The organism is Exiguobacterium sp. s193, assembly GCF_018618755.1.
In the GTDB taxonomy this organism is placed as follows: domain Bacteria; phylum Bacillota; class Bacilli; order Exiguobacteriales; family Exiguobacteriaceae; genus Exiguobacterium_A.
The window spans coordinates 652,434-675,750 of record NZ_JACSMR010000001.1 but is presented as its reverse complement, the minus strand read 5'-3'; the positions used below and the strand labels follow the sequence as shown (position 1 = coordinate 675,750).

Below are 23,317 nucleotides of genomic sequence, written 5' to 3'. Positions count from 1 at the left end.
ATATTATGAAAATTAAGTCCATAGTAACATTAACTGGAAGTAGAATCAAAAAGTGACTGTCCGGTTTCAAGCATGGGGAACGGATAGAATCGGAGAACAGGAGAAGGAGGGAAGTATCATGCATCACTTGGTGATCATCGACAGTTTTAAAGGAAGTGTGAGCTCGAAGGAAGCGGCATTGGCGGTACGACAAGGGATTTTACAGGCAGATTCAACCGCGACTGTCGACTGGAGTCCGGGAGCGGACGGTGGGGAAGGGACGCTTGAGATGCTGTTCGAAAATGGATTTAGTCAAGTCGAAGCAAAAGCGATTGATTTAGCGGGTCGTCCGATTCGGGCAGTGTACGCGCAGAACAACAAGCGCGTCGTCATCGAAGTGGCGCGTGCCTGTGGTCTCGGACAAGTCGAACCGGGTGATCAACGATTTCATTTGAATACGAGGGGTGTCGGCCGAATCGTCAGACACGCAATGCAAGCCGGGGCAACGGAGATTTTTTTGGCCCTCGGTGGAACCGGGACGACCGATGGCGGACTTGGACTCCTATATGAAGTTGGAGCGACGTTACTTGACGCAAAAAATCGACCGGTTACTTGGACGGTCAACCCCTTACTCGAGACGGAACACATCATCTTGCCGAAGCTTCCTGTCCAATTGCATGTCTTGGCAGACGTGATAGCCCCTTATGCCGGAGAGAGAGGAGCGGCGAAAGTGTTCGGACCACAAAAAGGATTGACCGCGACAGAAATTGAGCTGCTCGATACGCAGCTCGAGCGAGTGGGTAACCTGCTTGGTGTCAACGGTGTTGCGGGTGCCGGTGCTGCCGGGGGGTTAGGCGGGGCGGCATTCGCCTTAGGGGCAGACATCCAGTCCGGGGCTGCTTTTTTGCTCGGACAGATCGAGTTCGAACGGCGGCTTGCAGTTGCAGATTATGTCTGGACGGGAGAAGGAAAGCTTGACTTGCAGACGACACTCGGGAAGTTGCCGGGCATCGTGAGAGCGCAAGCGAATCAAGCCGGTATCCCGTGTGTGATGCTTGCCGGTCGAGTCGAGCAGCGGGATGAACGAGCCTTGATATGTGCATCGATTCATGATGTCGGTGAGGAAGTGACGTTGGATTCAAAAATGACAGGCATGCGTCTCGCGCGTCGGGCAAAACAAATCACACAACGACTTGGTAAATCTGACATCTCTTGATTATTTTCAAAGAACAGGAATGAAGCGTGGGCAAGCGGGGTAAAAGACTATATATTACCATATCATTTTGGAAGGCAGGTCACATTCATGATCAATCAATCGATTCAACTGTCGTTTCGTCAAGTGCGGGCACTCGTCGAACACACCCTATTATTATTTAAAGAGCTGGACCAGCAGTTGGCGAATCGAGGGTACGAACCGATTCTTCCTGATCTTGTACAGACCGAGCATGGCATGAGCATTCATCAAACGAAAGATAGTGCCGAGTCGCTCGTACCACACTTTTTGACGCGATCGTATGTCCGACAAAATGACAAGCATGTCCAACATGCACTTGTCGTTTCTGTTCAGTATACGCACCCACTTCATGAGCGTTTCGATCCGGTCGTGCTCGTTGGGGATATCACATTCAAACAACCGAAAAATGTTGTGAAGTTATTGACGGATAAACCATGGTTACTCAAATATGCTGCTTTTGAATCAACCGTCGCGAGCTCATTTGAACCGACAGGTGAACGATTCAGCACACAACCGATTGAAGAAATCGAGCAGCTCGACGTCTGGGGGCATTCGTTTACGGAAATGCGTGACATCGAAGACGTGACGCGTCTCGTAGAAGAGATGATTACCGGACACCTCGAACCGGGTACTCCTTAAAAAGAAAAAATCAGGCTGGGGCATAATGAGTTACTTTTGAAAGCAATGATTAAACAGAAGGGATTGCCCTCTCGATAAGATGGGCAATCCCTTCAGACTGTAGACAACGTGCGATCGGAAGATCAAGCGTCTTTATTCGTTGCTTTCCACGGGCGAGGCGCAAGCCGTTGCTCCTTGATCCTAGCGGACAATGAGCAGGGTCTTGCCTGCCTCTGAACGTGCGTTAAAAAACGCACTTTTCCCCGTAGGAGTCAACGAAACGTGATGCTTTTTAGGTCATACCGCGAGGGACAGACGGGCATGCAGACGATTTAGAGCACAATCTTTCTCGAATCGCTTTAGAACCGCGACCGATTGCTGCTTTGAAGACAAGGCGAGACAGGGAAGCGCGAACGGATCGCCTCTCGTTATCGCATGTTTACGCTTCTTAATCGTTTGTCTACACGCATAAGGGATTGCCATCTCGATAAGATGTGCAATCCCTTATGCTAGGACGAAGTCACTATTTTTCTTCGAATGAGTAAACTAAGCGAAGCTTTTTGCCGGCTGTTCCGTTAGGTCCGAGCCTCGTTTTTTTAATCAAACACGTACGAGTAGTCGTTCGATTGCAGCTGTCAAATCCGTTGGGTTCGTTTTTGGTGAAAAGCGTGTTACTTCACCGTCACGCGTGACGAGAAATTTCGTGAAGTTCCATTCGACTTCCGTCGTATCGTCCGCGTTCGGTGCAGCTGCTTTTAGTTCAGCGAACAATGGATGGGTCTGCTCACCATTGACTTCAATTTTTGAGAAGACCGGGAACGTCACACCATAGTTGATTTGGCAAAATTCCTGGATTTCTTCATCAGTACCTGGATCTTGCTCAGCAAATTGATTGCACGGGAAACCGAGGACGACAAGCCCCTGATCGCGGTACGTTTGATGCAACTGTTCGAGTCCTTCGAATTGTGGTGTCAAGCCGCATTTACTTGCTGTATTGACGATCAGCCAAGCCTGACCTCTGTACTCTTCTAACGTCGCCGTCGTCCCATCAACGCGTGTGAATGTATGTTCGTTTAGCAAAAGAAATTCCCCCTTAATGTGTCTTATGTATTAGTGTACCAAACGAAAGCCGGAGGCGCCGAGACTGAAACCTTCAAATGACAGTTCCGTCACAAAGCGTCGTCAATCCCGTGTCATCGCCCCACAAGCCACCTAATCTTTGTTAGGATAGTAAGGAGTCTGGAAGGAAAGGAGAGATGCCACATGAGAAAAATGTTGAAACAATCGCGTCATGTCATGATCGCGACGCTCTGTCTCGTACTGGTCGCAAGTTGTATTACCTTGTTGACCCTCGGATTCGAACGCGATATTGTGATTCTTGTTTCTGGAGTGGTTGCCCTGTGGGTGACAATGCTAGCTCCTTTGACGGTCCAAGCTAAATTGAATGAGCAATCATAATCATGGTCAAAGTAAAAACGCTGTTTCCGTCAGTTGCGGAAACAGCGTTTTTTCGTATTCGTTAGGGTGTGTCTGAGCGATTACCGAGCGAAGACGGGAATATCAAAGACTGCCGTATAACTTTCCATCTGTTGATAGAGGCTATAAATCCGGGCCGTCTGTTTTGATGCCCAGCCGATGTCTGTCGCGTACTGGTGAGAACCAGGACGCATCGGACTCCAACGCATCTTGTAGAGCGTGTTTTGATCGTATTCATTGTGGATATATTTCGTACTGATGAATTCAGCACCGCCGATGATTGCGGCTTCCGGTGTGAACCAGCCTTTACTGTACGCATATGCTGCACCTGTATTGATTGCATCATAGTCATAAGCACCGATACCGTACATGTTGTAGACGGTCCGTCCATTCCATGTCACACCTGTCGCAAGTCGTGACGTGCCATTTCCTGTTTCAAGCAAAGCATGTGAGATGAGGTATGCTTCGTTGACGCCATATTTCGTGCCGGCATCGATGAAGGCCTGACCGCAACTGCCATTACTGCACTTGTTGAAGATGCCTGCACCTTTCGTGACTTTAGCTAACATTGTATCGAGTGTTGCCGCTGTCGCTCCAGTCGATTTCGACAAGTCGAGGAACTGGAAGAAAGCTTGTGAGTTTTTATCGACTTTTAATGGATCTGCGATATCGCGAACGTCCGACTCAAGTGCGTTTAACCATTGAATCGTTGAGTAGTTCGAAGCAGAACTGTAGACGCGTGGATACGTCGTATAGAACCCGCTGACGTTCTGGTAAACACGAATCATGTTGTTCGGTTGGAATTGTCCGTAAATATGACTTGCCGTCGTCGCACCCGAACGGATGTTGAGCGGCGTCGTTGCTGTGACGGTTGCAAGTGTTCCATAGGTAGGATCAAGTGAACCACCGAGACGGACATAACCAGCACTGACATACATGACTTTATTTTTGTAGAGATCCGTTTGTGGTGCCGGATATAATTTCATCTGTGCACTGATGAAGCTGTCGAATGTAAAAGGTGTCGCAATCGAATTATAGACGTTCAATTTTGACGATGTCGTAACGAGTGAACCATTGTACGCATACCCCGTTTTTCCATTGTAACTGACTTTATACCAGCTCCCAATCTGCCCTGTAACACTGAGGACGACGTTTGCTGGGATCGTCGTTAATTCATTGTACGAATTCCCGACGTATGAACGGAGGACAGTTGGCGCTGTCGCCCGGACGAAAAGCTTATCTTTTGCTGTGTAACTGATCGGTGATGTCGCTTGACCGAGTTTGATGTACCCGGTTTTCCCATCGATCGAGACTTTATGCCACTGGCTGTTCGTAAAGGTTGTGACGAGAGTTGTCGTGTAATAGACATTGCCGTAGCCTAACGTCGTGACAGTAGCGGCGGTATCGTCCGGTGAAGTTTTGACCGCGATGGCACTGTTCAGTAAGAAACGGGCACCGCTGATTTTTTTTGATGATGTATTTTTTTCGAGTGTAGCAATCGAAGCATACCCGGATTTCCCGTTGTAGTTCACTTTTACCCAACTGCCGATTTGACCGCTTAGTGTCACGACTGTTCCGGTTGGGATTGTCGTTAGTGTCGCGTATGAGGGTCCGGCATAAGAGCGGATTGGTGTGTTGCTTGTTGCTTCGTATTGATGGGACGGCAAACTGTTATACACAACCGGTGTTCCTTGGTTGATTTTGACATATCCCGTTTTTCCATCGATCGACATGCGGTGCCACTGCTCATCCCGTCCATTCGTGACGAGCTGTGTCGTGTAGTAGATGTCCCCGGGCGATAAAGTTGTTAATGTCTCAGCTGCCGAATGGTGATTCGTTTTGACTTCGACGGATTTTGATAACATGTAGCGTGAAGACGATAATGATTGCTTCGTGATCAATTCGGTCATCGTCGCTGAGTCAGCATAACCTGACTTACCGTCAAATGAAAGTTTATACCATTCGTTCATCTTACCTGTGACTTTTAAGATTGTCCCTGCTGGAATCGCTTTGACCGTGTCATATGAACCAGCATACGAACGGAGTGACGTCAACGCAGTTGTCTTAACGTTTAAGTCTTCTGACTTGTATGAGACAGGTGTTCCTTGTCCAACTGGAATATAGCCTGTTTTCCCATCCTTTTTAACACGGTGCCATTTCGACGAACCGTTCGTGACGAGTTGCGTCGTATAATAGATATCCTCTTTATCGAATGTCGCGAGTGTCGAGGCAGAAGACGCAGGTGCTGATTTGATGGCAGTTGCAATCGCAAGTTTGAAACGTGCACCGGAAATTTTTTGTTTTGTGATTTGACTCGTGAACATGGACGTTGCCGCATAACCGGATTTTCCGTCATACGAAACTTTATACCAGTTCCCGATTTGTCCTTTGATGTCGATGACCGTTCCACTTGGAATCGTTTTGACAGGAGCGTAAGAAGGACCGGCATATGAACGGAGCGGTGTCGTAGACGTCGTTTTCAAAGAAACGGCTTTCGATTTATAAGAAATCGCTGTCCCTTGATTGATTTTGACGTAACCGGTCTGACCGTCTTTCGATACTTTGTGCCATTGCTCACCAATCGCATTCGTCACTACATATTTCGTATAGTAGACGTCACCTGAGGTAAAGGTTGTTTTCGTCGTGCTGCTGCTTGATGGCGTCGACTTGATTTCAATCGTCTTCGCAAGCAGGAAGCGAGAAGATGACAACTTGGCAGTCGTCGTGTACTCAGCAAGTGCTGTCGTTAATACATAGCCCGTTTTTCCGTTGTATGTAACACGGTGGTAGAGACCTGATTTTGTCGTCGACTTGACGAGTGAACCACTCGGAATCAGTGTCAGTGATTTTTTACTTAAGTCTGTTGCGTCATAGAGTGACGTCGTCAATTTTGTTTTGAACGTCGTCTCGGGAATGACTGTCACATTTTGTTTTGATGCACCGGTGAACGCCTCTTTGTACATGTAACCGGATTTCCCGGCATATGCGACTTTGTACCAATCCCCGATTCGCCCAGTCGTTTTTAAAGTAGTGCCACTTGGGACAACGAGTTCACGTGGGAAACCTGTTCCTGCGTATTGACGGAGGCTGTACGCGTCCGTTGTCTCATATGACGTATCCGTTAACCGTTGATAGCTGATCGGATTTGCATTGAGCGCTTGGATGTAACTTGTTTTTCCGTCGTACTTGACGCGGTACCAGACTTCACCATAAGGATTAATGACCTTTTGCGAAGTATAATAGACGTCGTTCGCGTGTAATGTCGCGATTGTTTTTGCTGTTGTCGTCGCCGATTGATGGAGTGTCATCTGTTTTGAGACGGCGAAGCGTTGCCCACTAATCGTTTGTTTTTGATAGTAGGGTGTTAAATATTTTGACGCGACGTATCCCGTTTTTCCACCGTACGTTACTCTTCTGAAATAGCCAGAAGTAGACACATACGTGGATGAAACGATTGTTCCGGTCTTGATCGTCAACAAGCGTTTCCGGGAAGATGTCGTCCGGTCGTACAGATAAGTATCTGTAGACAGGCGATAAGTCGTCGCTTTCGTCGTAGCAGCCTCAGGTGATTTAGTATACGTAAACAATACGCCGAGGACCATGACGAAGCAGACGAGCATCTTCAAGGTTTTCGTGAATAGTGTCGTGTTCAAAGAGTAGTTCCTCCTAGTTAGAATTCGTCCGAAGACGTTTCGGGCTCTAGGATGTCGATTCTAAGGTGTAAGATAAGTGTTCCTATCTCTACTATCGACAATAAAACATTTATCTAAAGTAAAATTAGAATTTTTTTGAAATGAGGGGTTTAGAATTTTGAAAAACCCTTCTGTTTTTAGAAGTCAGAAGGATTAGACTGTAGAAAAACTCTTATGAAGCGTGAAAATGCGACATCGAGAAGCAATCCGTTCGCGCTTCCCTGTCTCGCCTCGTCTTCAAAGCGGCAATCTTCCGCGCCGCTACAGCAAAGCTGCAGGGGCGCGACCGATTGCTTTTCGCTTTAAAAGCGATTCAAGACGGAGTGCGCTCTACACTGTCTGCATGTCTGGATTCCCCTCACGGTATTACCTAAATAGCCTCACGTTTCGTTGACTCCTACATGAAAAAGCGCGTGATTCACCTGCCTCGCCCGAGGAAAGCAACGAAAAAAGATGCTTTTATCTTCCGATATCACTTTGTCTACACGCTGACCCTTCTGTTTTTACAAGACAGAAGGGTTCAAGTTTAAATCTCTAATTGGTGGCAAACGTGTTCGAGGTCGGTCGTTGGTTGATCACATGTAAAATCGTGACACAGATAGGCGGTCGGGCGATCATCCAACATAGAATAGTCAGCGATGAACGGAGCTGCTTGCATCAGTTCGTGTCGTGTGCCGACAAGCAGGGCAAGTTCCGGGAGACGATTGTTGTGGAGGCGTGACAGGTACGGTGCGACTGCAGGCATGTCGTCGGTCAAGATGATTAATTCTTGCGGCTGCATCATGATCCGGCAATAGACGCTGATCAGCGACGCATATCCGGTCGGTTGTTGTTTCATCTCGTCGACAGTCGACTGGAGAACTTGGTGGACAAGCTCAAGATAGGTCGAGCGACCCGTCAATTGGGACAACCGGAACAGATTTAAAGCTGCCGTACTGTTTCCGGCAGGTGTGACACCATCATAGAGTTCTTTTGGTCGAAGCAGAAGTTGTTCAGCGCTGTCTGAAGTGAAGAAAAAACTGCCAGATGGGTCAGCGAATCCTGAAATCATCACGTCAGTCAAATGGATCGCGTGTTTCAAGTAATGGACGTCTTGAGTCGTTTGGTGTAACTCGAGATAAGCTTCCGTCAGAAAACTATAATCGTCGAGAAACCCGTCTCCTTGCACATGACCATTCCTGTAACTGACCCGTAAGCGGTCACCCTCATAGAGATGTTCTTCGATGAAGCGGATGGCACGTGTTGCGACGGACGTGTAATGGGATTCGTTTAGGATCCGCCCTGCTTTTGCGAACGCTGAAATCATCAAGGCATTCCAAGACGTCAGTACCTTGTCATCGCGAAACGGACGGGTTCGTTCCGAGCGGATCGCAAGCAAGTGTCGCCGTTCCTGTTCGAGTCGGCGGACGACTTCCGAAACTGGTAAACCAACTTTTGCTGCGAACGTCGTCAATTGTTGATTCGAGCGGTGAAACACATGGCGTCCTTCAAAATTACCTGAAGCCGTCGCATGATAGTAACGTGGGAAAAGGGCATCTGCTCCAAGGTGGTGTTCGAGCTCATCCGTCGTAAACGTATAAAACAGTCCTTCCCGTCCTTCACTGTCTGCATCTTCCGCCGAATAAAAGGCACCGTCGTCCGACAGTAAATCGCGTTCGACATACAAGAAAATTTCTTCTGCGTACCGCTTGAAGCGTTCTTTGCCGGACGCCTGATACGTTTCAAGGCAAAGCGTCGCAAATAAGGCGTTATCATAAAGCATCTTTTCAAAATGCGGGATCGTCCACGTCTGATCAACGGCGTACCGGTACAATCCGAATCCGACCTGATCGGTGATTCCACCATCCCGCATCGCCGTCAGTGTCCGCATAACCATTTGAAGTGCGGTTTCGTCTTCGGCGTACCGGTAATAATCGAGTAAAAAGGTCAGGAGTGACGGAGCGGGAAACTTCGGTGCACCGCCGAACCCGCCATTTGCGACATCGAATTGCCGCATCGCTTGATCAAACGTCTCATGCAGGAGGGTTTCTTCGAGTTCGTCGGGTGGTTTGCTTCCGTTGACATCACGTAAGGCTTGTTCGATGTTTTCACTGACCCGTTTGATTTTTTGCGGATTCGTTTGATAGTGTTCACTCAATTGGAGCAGGACCTGGCGAAAACTTGGCCGATTGAATTGGGGTGTCTTCGGAAAATAGGTCCCGATGTAAAAGGGTATTTGGTCCGGTGACATGAAGACACTGAGCGGCCATCCGCCTTGCCCATTCATGATTTGAGCTGCCGTCATGTAGATTTGATCAATGTCAGGACGTTCTTCCCGGTCAACTTTAATCGAGATGAACCGTTGATTAAGCATTGCCGCCGTCTCGTCATCTTCGAAACTTTCATGGGCGAGGACGTGACACCAATGGCAGGTCGAATAACCGATTGATAAAAAAATCGGTTTATTTGCAGCACGGGCAGCCGCGAACGCTTCTTCCCCCCATGGATACCAGTCGACGGGATTTGAAGCGTGTTGTTGCAGATAAGGACTTGATTCATGAATTAAGCGGTTCTTCGGCATGATGCGTACCTCGTTTCTTCTATAGTATATATATCTTTACGATAGCGATTTCTATGATCAGTATCAACTTGATTTAGTAAAAGAAATCTAGAGAAAAAGATTGACTTTATAAAATGTTTTGTGTTACATTAATAACTGTCATGAATCGGGGATGATCACTCATGTGAGAATCTTTAACCCACAATACACAATTTAATAATCAGGTCAGGATTTTTAGACCTTAAACTGACGAACAAGTCAGACATAAGTCATCGCTTTTATTTTGTCCTTCTTCTAAGGGAAGAAGTTGACCCAGCAAGATAAACCTTCCATTCGATACTTTTCAGCTCAGCCGAGCGAAACTCTAAAAATCCCAGTACATGCGTAACCTAATACGCAACTTGATTCTTGCTAAAACGCTTGATTCAGCTGGCGCGGCCAAGGAGCCGTAACAACGAAAGAGAGGTAGGGCTTTCGTCGTTTCAGGTGTTTTGATCACCTGTGTCCCCGATTCCGATGACAACCAAAAATGAACGATTGATACACGCTGAAAAGGCGTTTTTTTTATGCCGTTTTTTAGACTGCTCAAGATGTTAGGACTTGTTTTTACTGGAGACCTCAAAAAAATATTCTGAATAAAGACGAACGATAAATTATTGTAAGCGATACCATTTTTATCATTTACGAAGGATGACGTCTTTTTTTACGAAAATTATACACTTTTATAAAATATATCTGATATTATAAAGAAGTGTCAGAAAATTCAATAGGGGGTCAACATCATGAAATACGGAAGTACGTTTGGTAAGTGGGCATTGGTCGGGGCATTAACAGCAGGTATTCTTCCGCAAGCAGGCATCATCGTAGGGGCAGAAGGCGAAGGCGTCATCCTGTCAGAGTACATAGAAGGATCAAGCAACAATAAAGCGATTGAAATCTACAACGGTTCAGGTCAAATCATCAATCTCGCTGACTATACACTCGTACAGTATACGAACGGTGGACCGTCTGAATCAAAAATCACACTTTCTGGAACACTTGATCCAGGAAAAACATTTGTCATCGCAAACTCAAGCGCGAATGCTGACATTAAAGCAAAAGCACAACAGACGACAGGGTCACTGAACTTCAACGGAAACGATCCCGTTGCGTTGAAAAAAGGAGATGTCATCCTCGATATCATCGGACCAGTCGGTTCAAGTACGGATTTTGCGAAAGATACGACACTCGTCCGAAACACAAACGTGACGACTGGTTCAAAAACATATGAACCGTCACAATGGACAAGCTTCCCGGTCGATACATTAACGGATTTAGGGTCACATAAAGCAGAAACAGGAGATATTCTCGTTGCACCAACGGCTGACCCGGTTGGCGAAGTCGAACGTGGCGATAAAGTCACGCTTTCGGGCGAAGGTACGATTCACTATACAGTCGATGGATCAACACCGACAGCGGAAAGTCCGGTTTACTCGGAGCCGATCACAATCAACGAAGAACTGACGATTCAAGCGGTTGTCGTCAAAGAAGGCAAAACATCAGCCGTTTCGACGTTCAAGTACTACATCGCACCACCAATCACAAAAATCAGTAGCATTCAGGGGATTGCACACACATCTCCTTATGCCAATGATCTCGTCCGGACGACAGGTGTCGTCACGTATGTCGTGGATGCAAATAACTTCTACATGCAAGATCCGAATCCGGATAACAACAGTAAGACATCTGAGGGAATTTTAGTCTATTCGAAAAACCACGGGGCTGCTGTCGGACAAAAAGTCGCGACGACAGGTTACGTCAAGGAATGGATTTTAGGCGGATACAGCGATAAATTCGATACGGATCTCCCGGTAACGGAAATCAGTGCTGTCAACCTTGTCAAAGGCGCACTGAATGAAGGATTGCCTGCAAGCATCGTCCTCGGCGGTGATGGGGTCTTAATCCCGACAGACGTCGTCGATAACGATGCGTTCGCAAACTTTGATCCGGAAGAAGACGCAATCGATTTGTATGAAAGTGTCGAAGGAATGCGTGTCGCACTTCCGAACGCCATCGTCACAGGACCACAAGCAAACCGGACGATCCCTGTCCGGACGCAAACAGCAGATAAAGTCTACACGAAACGCGGGACACCAATCTTGACGGCAGACAATGTTAACCCGGAACGTCTCTTCGTCGAGATGGGAAGCTCGTCATACCGTGCTAAATCAGGTGACCGTTTTGAAGGAACGATTGAAGGGGTCATGAGCTACAACTACTCCGCGTATAAAGTCTTGTCAAAAGCAGCCGACCTTCCAAAACTCGTCACGAGTGAAGTCGATCGTCAGCCGACGAACATCGAAACAGGCGATTCGCGTTTGACGGTCGCATCGTATAACGTCGAGAACTTTGCTTCGACAGCAGATGCCGGAAAAGTCGATCGTGTTTCTGAAGGAATCGCAACTTTCCTCAAAACACCAGACATCGTCGGTTTGACAGAAATGCAGGATAACGATGGCGCAGTTGATAGCGGAACCGTCGATGCCTCGAAATCGTTTGAAACATTGATCGCAGCAATCGAAGCGAAAACGGGCGTCAAATATGCGTACACAGACATCGCGCCAGAAGATAAAAAAGACGGGGGTCAGCCGGGCGGAAACATCCGTGTCGGATTCTTGTATAACCCGGAACGCGTTTCGCTTGCACCGGGTCAAAAAGGAACGGCGACGGAAGCCGTCTCGGTCGAAAACGGCAAGTTGACGAGTAACCCGGGACGCATTCAACCGATGGATCCGAACTTCGCTAGCTCGCGGAAACCACTTGTCGGTGAGTTCCTCTTTAAAGGCGAGTCGTACCATGTCATCGTCAACCACTTCAATTCAAAAGGCGGCGACGGAGCAGACTTCGGTAAAAACCAGCCGGTCGTCCGGAAGAGTGAAGTGCAACGTCACGCGATTGCGAACATCGTGCAAGATTTCGTCAATGAACTGGAGACGGAAGTCAAAGACTCGAACGTCGTCGTCCTCGGTGACTTGAACGACTTCCAGTTCTCGAAAACACTCGACATCCTCAAAGGGGATAACTTGTGGAACACGGTCGATGATCTTCCGAAATCAGAACGTTATTCATACGTCTACAACGGGAATGCCCAAGTACTCGACCACATCTTAATTTCGAAAAACTTAAAACCGTATACGTCATCAGATATCGTCAACATCAACTCGGATTATATGGAAGCGGACGGAAGCGCAAGCGATCACGATCCGGCGATCATTTCAATTCAAGGGATGGAAAGTGCGAAAGCTGTCAACGGGAAAGCGGAAATCGGAAAATGGCGTGCCGTTCAAAAAGGGAAACATATCTTTATCGAACGGAAGCTTGCCGGCAACTGGGACAAAGCAAGTGAGACACATGCCGATCAGCAAGGTGAACTGCTTGAATTACGCGTTTCTCAAGGTCGTCCATACATTCATGTAAAAACGAAAAAAGGAAACACGGTTTGGTTAGAATTATCGAATGGTTACAAATTGAAAGAAACAAATAAGTATTAATCGAAACGATTAAAAAAAGCGGACTTAGCGGTCCGCTTTTTTCTGTCTTCGGATAAAGAGTGACAAGAAAGAAAGGCAACTGATTGAAAACGTGAGTAGTAGTGCTGTTTCAAGCGGGAGAATACGGAACATGTACATGAAGTGGATGATGATTAAGACAATAATCGTGGCGAGACCAAGAACAAAATTCTTTCGTAGCAGGTTTCCAACACCAGGAACGAGCAATTCAAATCCGAAACGTTGGCTATAGTGGACTTCCTCATGCGCGTTCGCAAGACTGAATGAAACGGTCAACAAAACGAGAATCATCCAACCTGAAAATAAATACTGCTGAATCGCTAGAAAATCAATCGATTCGTAAATGAAATAGAGAAGAATCATGGCATACTCCTTTGTCATTAAGGTTATATCGGTGAACCAGAATTTTTTCCTTACGATTCCTAATATTAGCGAGGCGATAACGGGACGGCAACTACATTTGAAAAGATTTAAAATAAAAGAATGTTCGCACAATTAAACAAGAGGTAAAAATAGTTTATTTTCTGTATGATAATGGATTGAGAACGGCTTTGGAATAAGATGTCAGACCTTTATGAACTGCTAGATAAAGATGTGTCGAAAATGTGAAGAAGATTGTCGAATCGTGTGATTTTTCCAGAAGCGAGGCTCAGACTGTTCGAATGCTCAAATTTCTTTTAAAATAAGGGTAATGCAAGAAAAAAGGAGGCGGACCGACAGGATGAAAAAAGTTTTAATCCTTGGGGTAATAGCACTCGTTTTCTTTGGTTGCGAAAATGTTCCAATCGAACAAGCGGAGGCGGAGTACCCGAAAAGTGGGGGAAAGCTCATTGCTCAATATACAAGTGAGTACCCAGGATACAAGTGGGAAGTCAGACGGACGTCGACAGAAGAATTTGTCGCCCTGACGAAAGACGGGAAAGATTACGGAAAGTATCGTTTCCGGGACGGCGCGAAGACACAAGGCGCGACGTTAAATAAAGATACGGAAGCGACACTTGCGAAAAAAGGTTGGAAGGCCGTCAAGTCCTACCGTAAAGGAAATACGAACTACATGCTGAATCTCGATCATGCAGCTGTCTATGAAAAGAAAGATAACTACGTGACATATTTCTTCGATCAGCATGATAAAAACAGGGTCAAAGCAACGCTTGCGATTCCAAAAGACGTCGAAGCAAAAAAAGAAGGATTTTACGGTGCTGCTTCAAAAGCGTTACGGACGACGGATGAAAAGTTGATGTTGCGTTTGATGAACTGGGAACGTGCGGAATACGACAAAGGAGCCTTGTCTCCTTATACAGCATTAAAACCGGTCACGCGTGGACACAGTGAAAACATGGCGAAAAACAATTTCTTTTCGCATACGGATCCGGAAGGTCGTAATCCATTCGACCGGATGAAGGCGGAAGGCATTCGATTCTCGATGGCGGGTGAAAACTTATCGATGGGTTATCCGAATGTGTTTGCTGCGCATTGGGGATTGATGAACTCGAAAGGGCATCGTGAGAACATCATGCAAAGTGGTTTCAAACAAGCGGATGTCGGCGTAGCCTTTAGAAAAGATGCACCATACTTCACGATTAATTTTAGAACACCGTGAAACTAGCACAAACTAAAGTAAAGCTTAGGTTCTCTTTAACGGGAACCTAGGCTTTTTGTTTGTCTTGGATCCCGGGTGAAGGAGTTCACGGGGTGAAAAAGATTCCTGCTTCCCATGCTTTCCTTGGGTGAGGCGCAAGCGAGACATTCTACGAATCAGAAAATATGTGGTGTCAGTCGGCGTGAATGAATGTTAGGAGGCGAAAAGATTCCTGCTTCCCGTGCTTTCCTCGGGCGAGGCGCAAGCCGTTGCCCCTTTCCCTTACAGGTCAAGATGCAGGGTCTCGCCTGCCTCTGACAGCGCAAGTGACCCTTGCGCTTTTTCCCGTAGGAGTCACATGGCAGCGAATCTTTTTAGGCTTTCTAATAGAAGAGGACCTGAGAAAGCCTGCGATTCGGAAAGGGAGGTCGACACATTCTACGAATCAGAAAATACGTGGTGTCAGTCGGCGTGAATGAATGTTAGGAGGCGAAAAGATTCCTGCTTCCCGTGCTTTCCTCGGGCGAGGCGCAAGCCGTTGCCCCTTCCCTTACAGGTCAAGATGCAGGGTCTCGCCTGCCTCTGACAGCGCAAGCGACCCTTGCGCTTTTTCCCGTAGGAGTCACGTGGCAGCGAATCTTTTTAGGCTTTCTAATAGAAGAGGACCTGAGAAAGCCTGCGATTCGTCGCGTTTCCTGACACGAATCGCTTTCGAGCGAAAGAGCAAGCAAGCGCGACCCTGCAGTGAAACGAAGCGGCGCGAAGGCTTGCCGCTCGGAGACGATTCGGGAAGGGAAGGAGCGACGGGAAACGGACAAATCGATTTAAGTAACGAGAAAGACGATTCGGGAAGGGAAGGAGCGACGGGAAACGGACAAATCGATTTAAGTAACGAGAAAGACGATTCGGGAAGGGGATGAGCGACGAGTAACAGAGATACTATTGAAAAAACGGACGGCACACCCCTGTTGTTAAAAGGAGTTGGTGCCGTCCGATTCTTTTTTATATCATTTATCTTCGGGGAGTAGACAAGACAAAGGTCTTTTTGTAAAAGTGACACAGACGCTGCCGCTCAATTCGCCCAGTCCGGTTTACTGAATCCTTTGAATGATTTTTCAATTACATCATTAAAAGCATCCGATTGGACGACGGCCGTCAAGTCTTTTGCGAGTTGTTTATCTTGATCACTTGTTTTGACAGCGACCAGATTCCGGTACTGCTCGTCCATCTTCTCGAGTGCGAGTGCATCCAGTAAGTCGAACTTCGCAGCAAGTGCAAAATTTCCAGGGACGGCTGAAATATCCACACTTTCGACGGCGCGTGGGAGCTGGGCTGCTTCAAGCGGTTTGATGACAAGTTTCTTTGGGTTTTTAACGATATCTTTTTCGGAAACAGTCAGTGGATCGGCGTCTGCTTTTAATTCAATCCACCCTTGGTCGGCGAGCAGGTTCAGAGCACGTGCCTGGTTCGTCGGATCGTTTGGTGTCGCGACTTCAGCACCTTCTTTGACGTCGTCCAACGTTTTATAGGACTTACTGTATAATCCCATCGGTGCTGTCGGAACGGTGATCAGTCCTGTGAGGTCGAGATTTTTTTCTTTCGCGAACGTTTTTAAGTAAATCGAGTGTTGGAACAGGTTCGCATCGATATCACCGCTTCCGAGGGCAAGGTTCGGTTGAATGTAATCACTGAATTCGACGATTTCGACTTTGTAGCCTTTCTTTTCCAGTCCGGGTTGAATCGCTTCTTTGACCATATCGCTGTATGGACCACTCGTCGCACCGATTTTGATTGATTTTGTGTCTTCGCTGGCACTGCTGTCACCGCATCCGGCTAAGATGCTTGCTCCTAATAATCCTGTTGCTAAAAAGGCATATCGTTTTTTCATCGTAATCTCTCCCTTAGGTTCTCTATTTTTAGTTATCGTTTATCTGCGACGCGGGCAAACCGGTTGCCGAGTGCTTGAATGACTTGGATGATGACGACGAGCACAACAATCGTCATGATCATGACGACGTTATCATAGCGGTAATAACCGAACCGGATGGCGAGGTCACCAATTCCGCCGCCACCGACGATGCCGGCCATCGCTGAAAATCCAATCAGGCTGATTAATGTCAACGTCAAGCCTTGAATGATTCCGGGTAACGCTTCCGGTAAGAGGACGCTGATGATGATACGGAGCGGTTTCGCCCCGCACGCTTCTGCTGCTTCAATCAAGCCGGGTGGAATTTCACGGAGTGACGTTTCGACGAGCCGGGCGAGAAACGGAATCGCGGCGACGCTCAAGCTCACCGAGGCGGCAGCAGGACCGATTGTCGTCTTCGTAATGAACTGTGTCAATGGAATCAAGGCGACAAGTAAAATGATGAACGGTAATGAGCGGACGATATTGATGGCAAAATCTAACGTACTACGAATGATGATGTTTTGGAAAAAGAGACCGCGGTCGGTAATGAATAATAAAATCCCGAGCGGAATCCCGATGAGAATGGCGAAGGCGAGTGAAATGCCGACCATGAAGGCCGTCTCGCCGAGCGCTTTCGTTAAGTCAGGCAGCATCGTCGTAAATCGTTCAAGCGACATCTTGAATCACCTCGATTGCATGTAACTGTGCTTCGAGCCAGGTTAAGGCACGATTCACCTGCAGCGTCGGGCCGGTCAAACTGACAATCAAGACACCAAACGCGACATCCTGGATATAGTCGACCTTTCCGTGCAAAATGCTGACTGCGATGTCGAATTGTTTGATAGCTTCTGATAGTGTGCTCTCACCTGTCTTTTCACCTGTGAATTGCAGCCGGATGACTTTACCTGGTGTCGCCCGTAAAATCCGTTCCGGTAGCTCGATTTGGAGTGCTGTATCGACATAATGTTTTGTGACCGGATGCTGTGCTTGACTAAATATGGCGTAAGTCGAAGCGACTTCGACGACTTCTCCGTGGGCCATGACGGCGACGCGGTGACAAATTTGTTTGACGACATCGATTTCGTGGGTGATGAGGATGATCGTCAAGCCGAGCCGGGCATTCAAATCTTTTAGTAAGTCGAGAATCTGGAGTGTCGTCACGGGATCAAGCGCTGATGTTGCTTCGTCACAAAGTAAGACACTTGGATTGTTGGCGAGCGCCCGTGCGATGCCGACACGTTGCTTTTGTCCACCGCTGAGTTGGCTCGGATAAGTTGTCTCGAATCCTTCTAGCCCGACGAGTGCCGTCAATTCCTGAATCCGTTTCGGGAACTCGCTGCGCTTGACACCGGCTGCCTTCAAGGCGAACGCAATATTGTCGGCAACGGTGCGGGACTGAATCAGTTGAAAGTGTTGAAAGATCATGCCGACCCGGAGGCGGAGCCTCCGGAGAGATGTTTTCGAGACACGTGATAGGTTCGTTCCGTCTACTGTGACCGTACCGCTCGTCGGTGTCTCGAGCCCGTTGATCAACCGGAGAAGTGTACTTTTCCCGGCACCGGATTCACCGATGATGCCGAAGATTTCACCTTGTTCAATCGTTAAGTTGACATCGTTTAATGCAAAAATCGGTGTGCGGTCGCGGACGAATTGTTTTGTGATCTGCGCGAACTCAATCATCCTGTTTTCCCTCCCTATACAAAAAAATCGCTTTTTCCTAGTTGGAGAGCAACCAGAAAAAAGCGACGAAGTGTAGAATTTCGTAACTTATCTCTCAGAACAAAAGAAGTTCTGTAGGATGTGGCACCGTTCCATTACTGGTGGTTGCCGGACGTCGTTGGGCCTAATCCCTCGGTCGCTCTCGATAAGTAGTTATGCTGTTGGGATTTACTTTAACGGAAATGATTCCCATCTGTCAAACGTTTTTTCAGAATTATTCGGCAACGGCGGTTTGGAACAACCGAAGAGTACCGATTCGTCTGACGGCTTCAACAAGCCGGTCGACATCAGCAATCAAACTGATCCGAACGTAACCTTCACCATGTGTACCGAAGAAGTGACCGGGTGTCACGGCGACATGAGCTTCGTCGAGCAAATGATCAGTGAAGCTTTGGGACGTGAAGCCGGTTGGGACCGGCAGCCAGACAAAGAATGAACCGCCGGGCACCGGTCCGTCCCAGCCGATTTCCTGTAAGGCACCGAACAACGCATCGCGTCGCGTCTCATACAGGGCACTGAGCTCGCGGACACACGTTTGATCGCTTGAAAGTGCGACGGTCGCTGCGTGCTGAATCGGTGTGAAGGCACTGACGTATAAGTGTTCCTGGTACGTCTCGATGCTCGCGATGACGGATGGATTACCGATTGCAAAGGCGATCCGGAAGCCGGACATGTTGAATCGTTTTGAGAGCGAAAACAGTTCGATTCCAACATCTTTTGAACCTTCCGTCTGGAGGAAACTTCGTGTCGGGCCATCGAAGCTGATCCCGCCGTATGCTAAGTCATGGACCACACAAATGTCGTGCGCATCAGCGAATGCGACCGTCTGTTCAAAGGCTTCTGCTGTCGCGGTCGCACCGGTCGGATTGCTCGGGTAGTTGAGGAACAACATCCGGGCCCGTTCGACGTCAAGCGAATCAAGTAAGGTATAGTCAGGCAAAAAGCTATTTTCAGCAAGGAGTGGCAGCGTGATCGGATACGCACCGGCGAGTGCTGCGCCCGATAAGTAGTCCGGGTAACCGGGGTCCGGGACGATGACGCCTTCACCGGGATTGACGATCGTCTGCGGAAGGGCGACGATGCCGGCCTTACTTCCGAGCAAAATCGCAACTTCTGTCGCCGGATCAATCGAAACACCGAACTCGGACTGATAAAAATCAGCGACGGCCTGTTTTAAGAAATCATGTCCGCGAAACGGGGGATACTGAAGATTGCTTGCATCGTCGATGGCTTGCTTTAAAGCATCGAGAATATGTACGGGTGTCGTTTGATCCGGTGTCCCTTGACCAAGCGTGATGACGTCATGTCCTGCAGCTTTAACGGAACCAATCCGCTGGGCCAGTGCTGCGAAGACGGGATCGGGCAGGCGATCGATGGCGATCGATGGGGCGAAATGTTTCATCTTTGTTCCTCCTTCAGGTATTGTCGTCAAGAATAGCGAATTTTCAGTTAAAATGAAAGAGGTTTTTTAAAATTCCTTAAAAATGAGAAGAACAATCCGATTTTAGACGATGTTCTTGATACACTAGACAGGTAACGATCGACTACTAGACGGGAGATGGAAAAGATGAATCGGACCTGGTGGAAAGAAGCGGTTGTTTATCAAGTGTACTGGCGGAGTTTTAACGACTCGAACGGAGACGGGATGGGGGACCTGCGGGGCGTGATTGAAAAGCTCGACTACATTGCTTCCCTTGGTGTCGATGTCATTTGGCTGAATCCCTGTTATACATCACCTGACGTGGATAACGGATATGACATCTCCGACTATTACGGCGTCACGGAAAAAGCCGGCACGATGGAAGATTTGGACCAGCTGATTGAGGCGGCGCATGCGCGCGGCTTAAAAATCATTCTTGATCTTGTCGTCAACCATACAAGTAATCAGCATCACTGGTTCAACGCATCACGTCAGGATCAAACGAATGACAAGTCGGATTGGTATATTTGGCATGACGGAGAGGAAGGGACACCACCGAACAATTGGCGGTCCTACTTTGCGCCAAGTCCCTGGACGTGGGATGAAACGCGGAAGCAGTATTATTTCCATTCGTTTGCAGCAGAACAACCGGACTTAAATTGGGAACAGCCAGCTGTCCGGGAAGCGATTTATGCGATGATGCGGTGGTGGATTGCTAAAGGAATCGACGGTTTCCGGATGGACGTCATCAATTTGATTAAAAAACGGGCATCGTTCGATGATGTCGCAAATCCATTCGACTTGTCGTATTTAGGAAATCAACCGGGGATTCATACGTTCCTCCAGGAGATGCACCAAGAAGTATTAGCAGGAAAAGATTTGTTTACGGTCGGTGAGATTCCATTCGTCGGTCCGGAAGATGGACTGTTGTATGTCAGTGAGCAGCGGCAGGAGTTACGGACACTGTTCCATTTCGAAGTCGCGGATGACATGGAAGATATGGACTTGCCACGGTTTAAGCAAATTCAAAAACGGTGGTATGATGCCCTCTATCCGGAAGGGGTCGCGTCACAATTTTTGAATAACCATGACCATACGCGACAGGTCACGCGGTTCGGGAGCGAACGGTATCGTATCGAGAGTGCGAAGTTACTCGGCTTGATGTTGCACACGTTGCCCGGTATCCCTTATGTCTACCAGGGGGAAGAAATCGGGATGACAGGCATCCGCTTTTCTGATGCTTCGCTTTATCAAGACGTTGCGTTTCGGAATCAGTACGAAGAGCGTGTCACAGCCGGCGAATCAGGGGAAGTCGTCTTGTCTTCGATGCAACTGCGGGCACGCGATAACTCACGGACACCGATGCAATGGGAGGCGAGTCGCGAGGCAGGATTTACGACAGGGACACCGTGGATGACGGTCAATCCGAACTATAAAACGATTAACGTCGAGGCAGCGGAAAGCGATCCGAGATCCGTCCTCGCGTTTTACCGGGAATTGATTCGATTACGAAAAGAGCATCCTGTCATGGTCTACGGGGTATACCGTGATTTGGCGATTCAAGATCCGTATCTGTACGTCTATGAACGGGAATTCGAGGGGGTGACGTGGCGAATCGTCTTGAACGTCCATGATGAGGAGGTCAAAACGACATTCGCCTTACCGGATGAACAGTTACTCCTCTCGAACTATGAAGAGCGTGCAGGTGAGATATTGCAGCCCTATGAGGCACGTCTGTACCAAACGGTTCGGTGAAATAGCTGAAGGGTCTCAGCTTCGTAAGATACGAGAAGGTGACACGCTAGAAAAAGTGCTGTCGTTTTGAAGAACATCCTGATCGATGGTCATGATAAGAGTCAGGTCCGCTGATTTCGAACGGGCTAATGAAAAAAGAAGGAGCTGACTCAAAAGTCGCTACGACATCAATCTGAGTGACGGACGGTTTTGTTATCCTCACTTTCCATGGGTGGGAGGTAAGCCGCGGCAGCCCGCATTTTGATGCGGTCCTGCCCTATCCCTGACGGAAATGCGAATCGCGCTTCCTTGTCCCATAGGAGTCGAGGATGAACCTTTTCGTCCTCCATCAATCAAATGGCCGATAATCCCACTTTTAACGGGATCATCGGCCATTTCTATGCAAATTCTTATTGTTCAAGATAGTTGAATGCTTGCCTGAGACACACATGGAAAAAAACTGATTCATTTTAATCGAGAGTCGTTCCCGCTTTTGAGTCAGTCCCTTTCAGCGTGTAGACAAACTCTTATAAAGAGTGAATACGCTATGTCTAGATGCGATCAGTTCCTCGCCTCGCCCGAGGAAAGCAACGAAAAAAGACGCTTTTATCAAAATCAGGCGAGAATACTCCCACCTCTAAGCGTCTCAGGGCGAAGCCCAGCGCAGGTGGAGGTAGTTCAATTCCCGCACTTCCTGCTTTTTAAGCAGGGTAAATGGTTCGGTAGATTGTCGTGGAATCAGCGTTTTAACAATTGTTCGAAGCGGTCGACGGCTTCTCGCATCTCATAACTGGGTGCGACGACAAGCGGACCGTGTCCTGTCGCAAGGATATCCGGCGTCAGTTCAGTTAATTGGTCGGCTGATTTCAGTGCAACGTTTTTGTCCCATGTCGCAAGAGCGGGGAACGGGAATTGCCAACGGGTATCGCCCGACACGGCAATGCCACCTTGTGTTTGGAATGCGTCCCCGGCAATCAAGGTCCGGCTTCCCTCGTGCCAAAGTGAAATGGAACCTGGCGTATGACCGGGTGACGCAATTACGCTCAGGCTACCGACTTGTTCCCCGCTTTCGAGCAGGCGGTCGGGACGGGTTTTGATATTTTTCGGAATGCCACCTTTTAAAGGTGTCGTCTCGCCTTCCCGAAGTGATTCGTCGCCGCTCAACAGCGCAGCATCCCGGTAACTGATCGCTACTTCCGCAAGGGGAAAAGCACTCGCGAGGAAGTCGAGTGATCCGACATGATCCGCATGGGCATGCGTTAAAATGATGGACCGCAGCGGTTTTTCATGAGATTGAATGACCTGATAAATCGCTTTTGCGTTTAGTGAAATCCCTGTATCGATTAAAGTCAGACTGTCGGCCTCTTCAAAAAGATAACAGTTCACAGGAAAAAAGGATGGGGTCGTCTGTAACTGATGAAGTCGTTCGATTGTTGAGATACGCATGCGGTTTCACTCCCTCATCTAAATAATCATATACTTAAGTATCGCCTGTTTTAGTACAGTCGTCTACTAAAAAACTCCCCGAATCATCAGGGAGTAAACAACCTTAATACCAGGCTGTAGACAAAGTGCCATCAGGAGATCAAGCGTCTTTTTTCGTTGCTTTCCTCGGGCGAGGCGCAAGCCGTTGCTCCTTGATCCTCACGGACAAAGAGCAAGGTCTTGCCTGCCTCTGAAAGTGCGTTAAAAACGCACTTTTCCCCGCAGGAGTCAACGAAACGTGACGCTTTTTAGGTAACACTGTGACAGAAAGCCGGTCATGCAGACGGTTTAGGGCGCAATCCGTCTCGAATCGCTTAGAACCGCGACCGATTGCCGCTTTGAAGACGAGGCGAGACAGGAAAGCGCGACCGGATTGTCTCTCTTC

General features: G+C 48.1%; 15 protein-coding genes and 1 riboswitch. Of the genes, 6 read left to right on the top strand and 9 right to left on the bottom strand.

Features of this window, described 5'->3' with window-relative positions; translation table 11 throughout:
* Nucleotides 1-118: 118 nt before the first annotated feature.
* On the top strand, nt 119-1,195 hold the full coding sequence (locus KNQ04_RS03200; RefSeq protein WP_214847246.1) for a glycerate kinase: 1,077 nt from the start codon (nt 119-121) through the stop codon (nt 1,193-1,195).
* Nucleotides 1,196-1,282: 87 nt separating this feature from the next.
* Nucleotides 1,283-1,852 (top strand): hypothetical protein, encoded by a 570-nt coding sequence (locus KNQ04_RS03195; RefSeq protein WP_214847244.1) that lies wholly within the window; start codon nt 1,283-1,285, stop codon nt 1,850-1,852.
* 579 nt (nt 1,853-2,431) lie between these two features.
* On the opposite strand, the gene KNQ04_RS03190 is transcribed toward KNQ04_RS03195, so the two are convergent.
* Nucleotides 2,432-2,911: a glutathione peroxidase gene (locus tag KNQ04_RS03190; protein WP_214847242.1), complete on the bottom strand. Its 480-nt coding sequence runs from the start codon at nt 2,909-2,911 to the stop codon at nt 2,432-2,434.
* 183 nt (nt 2,912-3,094) lie between these two features.
* Here KNQ04_RS03190 and KNQ04_RS03185 point away from each other — a divergent pair, with 183 nt between their 5' ends.
* Nucleotides 3,095-3,289, top strand: a complete 195-nt coding sequence (locus KNQ04_RS03185) for a hypothetical protein (protein WP_029331583.1) — start codon at nt 3,095-3,097, stop codon at nt 3,287-3,289.
* Nucleotides 3,290-3,369: 80 nt separating this feature from the next.
* Here KNQ04_RS03185 and KNQ04_RS03180 read toward each other — a convergent pair whose 3' ends face one another.
* Both KNQ04_RS03180 and KNQ04_RS03175 read right to left on the bottom strand, forming a co-directional pair.
* Nucleotides 3,370-6,960 (bottom strand): SH3 domain-containing protein, encoded by a 3,591-nt coding sequence (locus KNQ04_RS03180; protein WP_214847240.1) that lies wholly within the window; start codon nt 6,958-6,960, stop codon nt 3,370-3,372.
* A 565-nt stretch (nt 6,961-7,525) separates the two neighbouring features.
* Nucleotides 7,526-9,559: a thioredoxin domain-containing protein gene (locus KNQ04_RS03175; protein WP_214847238.1), complete on the bottom strand. Its 2,034-nt coding sequence runs from the start codon at nt 9,557-9,559 to the stop codon at nt 7,526-7,528.
* A gap of 761 nt (nt 9,560-10,320) precedes the next feature.
* Between KNQ04_RS03175 and KNQ04_RS03170 the strand changes: the two genes are divergently transcribed.
* Nucleotides 10,321-13,068: a chitobiase/beta-hexosaminidase C-terminal domain-containing protein gene (locus KNQ04_RS03170; protein ID WP_214847237.1), complete on the top strand. Its 2,748-nt coding sequence runs from the start codon at nt 10,321-10,323 to the stop codon at nt 13,066-13,068.
* Nucleotides 13,069-13,092: 24 nt separating this feature from the next.
* Here the strand turns inward: KNQ04_RS03170 and KNQ04_RS03165 are convergent, their stop codons facing one another.
* Nucleotides 13,093-13,449: a hypothetical protein gene (locus KNQ04_RS03165; protein WP_214847236.1), complete on the bottom strand. Its 357-nt coding sequence runs from the start codon at nt 13,447-13,449 to the stop codon at nt 13,093-13,095.
* A 358-nt stretch (nt 13,450-13,807) separates the two neighbouring features.
* Between KNQ04_RS03165 and KNQ04_RS03160 the strand changes: the two genes are divergently transcribed.
* The gene (locus KNQ04_RS03160; protein WP_214847235.1) at nt 13,808-14,686 is read left to right on the top strand and encodes a CAP domain-containing protein; all 879 of its coding nucleotides are present in this window, start codon (nt 13,808-13,810) and stop codon (nt 14,684-14,686) included.
* A gap of 1,051 nt (nt 14,687-15,737) precedes the next feature.
* Here KNQ04_RS03160 and KNQ04_RS03155 read toward each other — a convergent pair.
* The 4 genes from KNQ04_RS03155 to KNQ04_RS03140 all read right to left on the bottom strand — a co-directional run bounded on the left by KNQ04_RS03155 (nt 15,738) and on the right by KNQ04_RS03140 (nt 19,695).
* Complete coding sequence (locus KNQ04_RS03155) at nt 15,738-16,553, bottom strand: MetQ/NlpA family ABC transporter substrate-binding protein (RefSeq protein WP_214847234.1); 816 nt, start codon at nt 16,551-16,553, stop codon at nt 15,738-15,740.
* A gap of 32 nt (nt 16,554-16,585) precedes the next feature.
* Entirely contained in the window at nt 16,586-17,251 is a 666-nt protein-coding gene (locus KNQ04_RS03150) for a methionine ABC transporter permease (protein WP_214847233.1), read from the bottom strand.
* Nucleotides 17,241-18,254 carry a methionine ABC transporter ATP-binding protein gene (locus KNQ04_RS03145; RefSeq protein WP_214847231.1) on the bottom strand — a complete coding sequence of 338 codons (1,014 nt, stop codon included), beginning with the start codon at nt 18,252-18,254 and terminating at the stop codon, nt 17,241-17,243. The genes KNQ04_RS03150 and KNQ04_RS03145 overlap by 11 nt, the downstream gene beginning before the upstream one ends.
* Nucleotides 18,255-18,338: 84 nt before the next feature.
* A riboswitch (SAM riboswitch) is annotated at nt 18,339-18,445 on the bottom strand.
* A 62-nt stretch (nt 18,446-18,507) separates the two neighbouring features.
* On the bottom strand, nt 18,508-19,695 hold the full coding sequence (locus KNQ04_RS03140; RefSeq protein ID WP_214847229.1) for an aminotransferase class I/II-fold pyridoxal phosphate-dependent enzyme: 1,188 nt from the start codon (nt 19,693-19,695) through the stop codon (nt 18,508-18,510).
* A 165-nt stretch (nt 19,696-19,860) separates the two neighbouring features.
* Between KNQ04_RS03140 and KNQ04_RS03135 the strand changes: the two genes are divergently transcribed.
* A complete protein-coding gene (locus KNQ04_RS03135) occupies nt 19,861-21,468 on the top strand; it encodes an alpha-glucosidase (RefSeq protein WP_214847227.1) in 1,608 nt (535 codons plus the stop codon).
* A gap of 717 nt (nt 21,469-22,185) precedes the next feature.
* Here KNQ04_RS03135 and KNQ04_RS03130 read toward each other — a convergent pair.
* A complete protein-coding gene (locus KNQ04_RS03130) occupies nt 22,186-22,893 on the bottom strand; it encodes an MBL fold metallo-hydrolase (protein ID WP_214847225.1) in 708 nt (235 codons plus the stop codon).
* Nucleotides 22,894-23,317 lie beyond the last annotated feature (424 nt).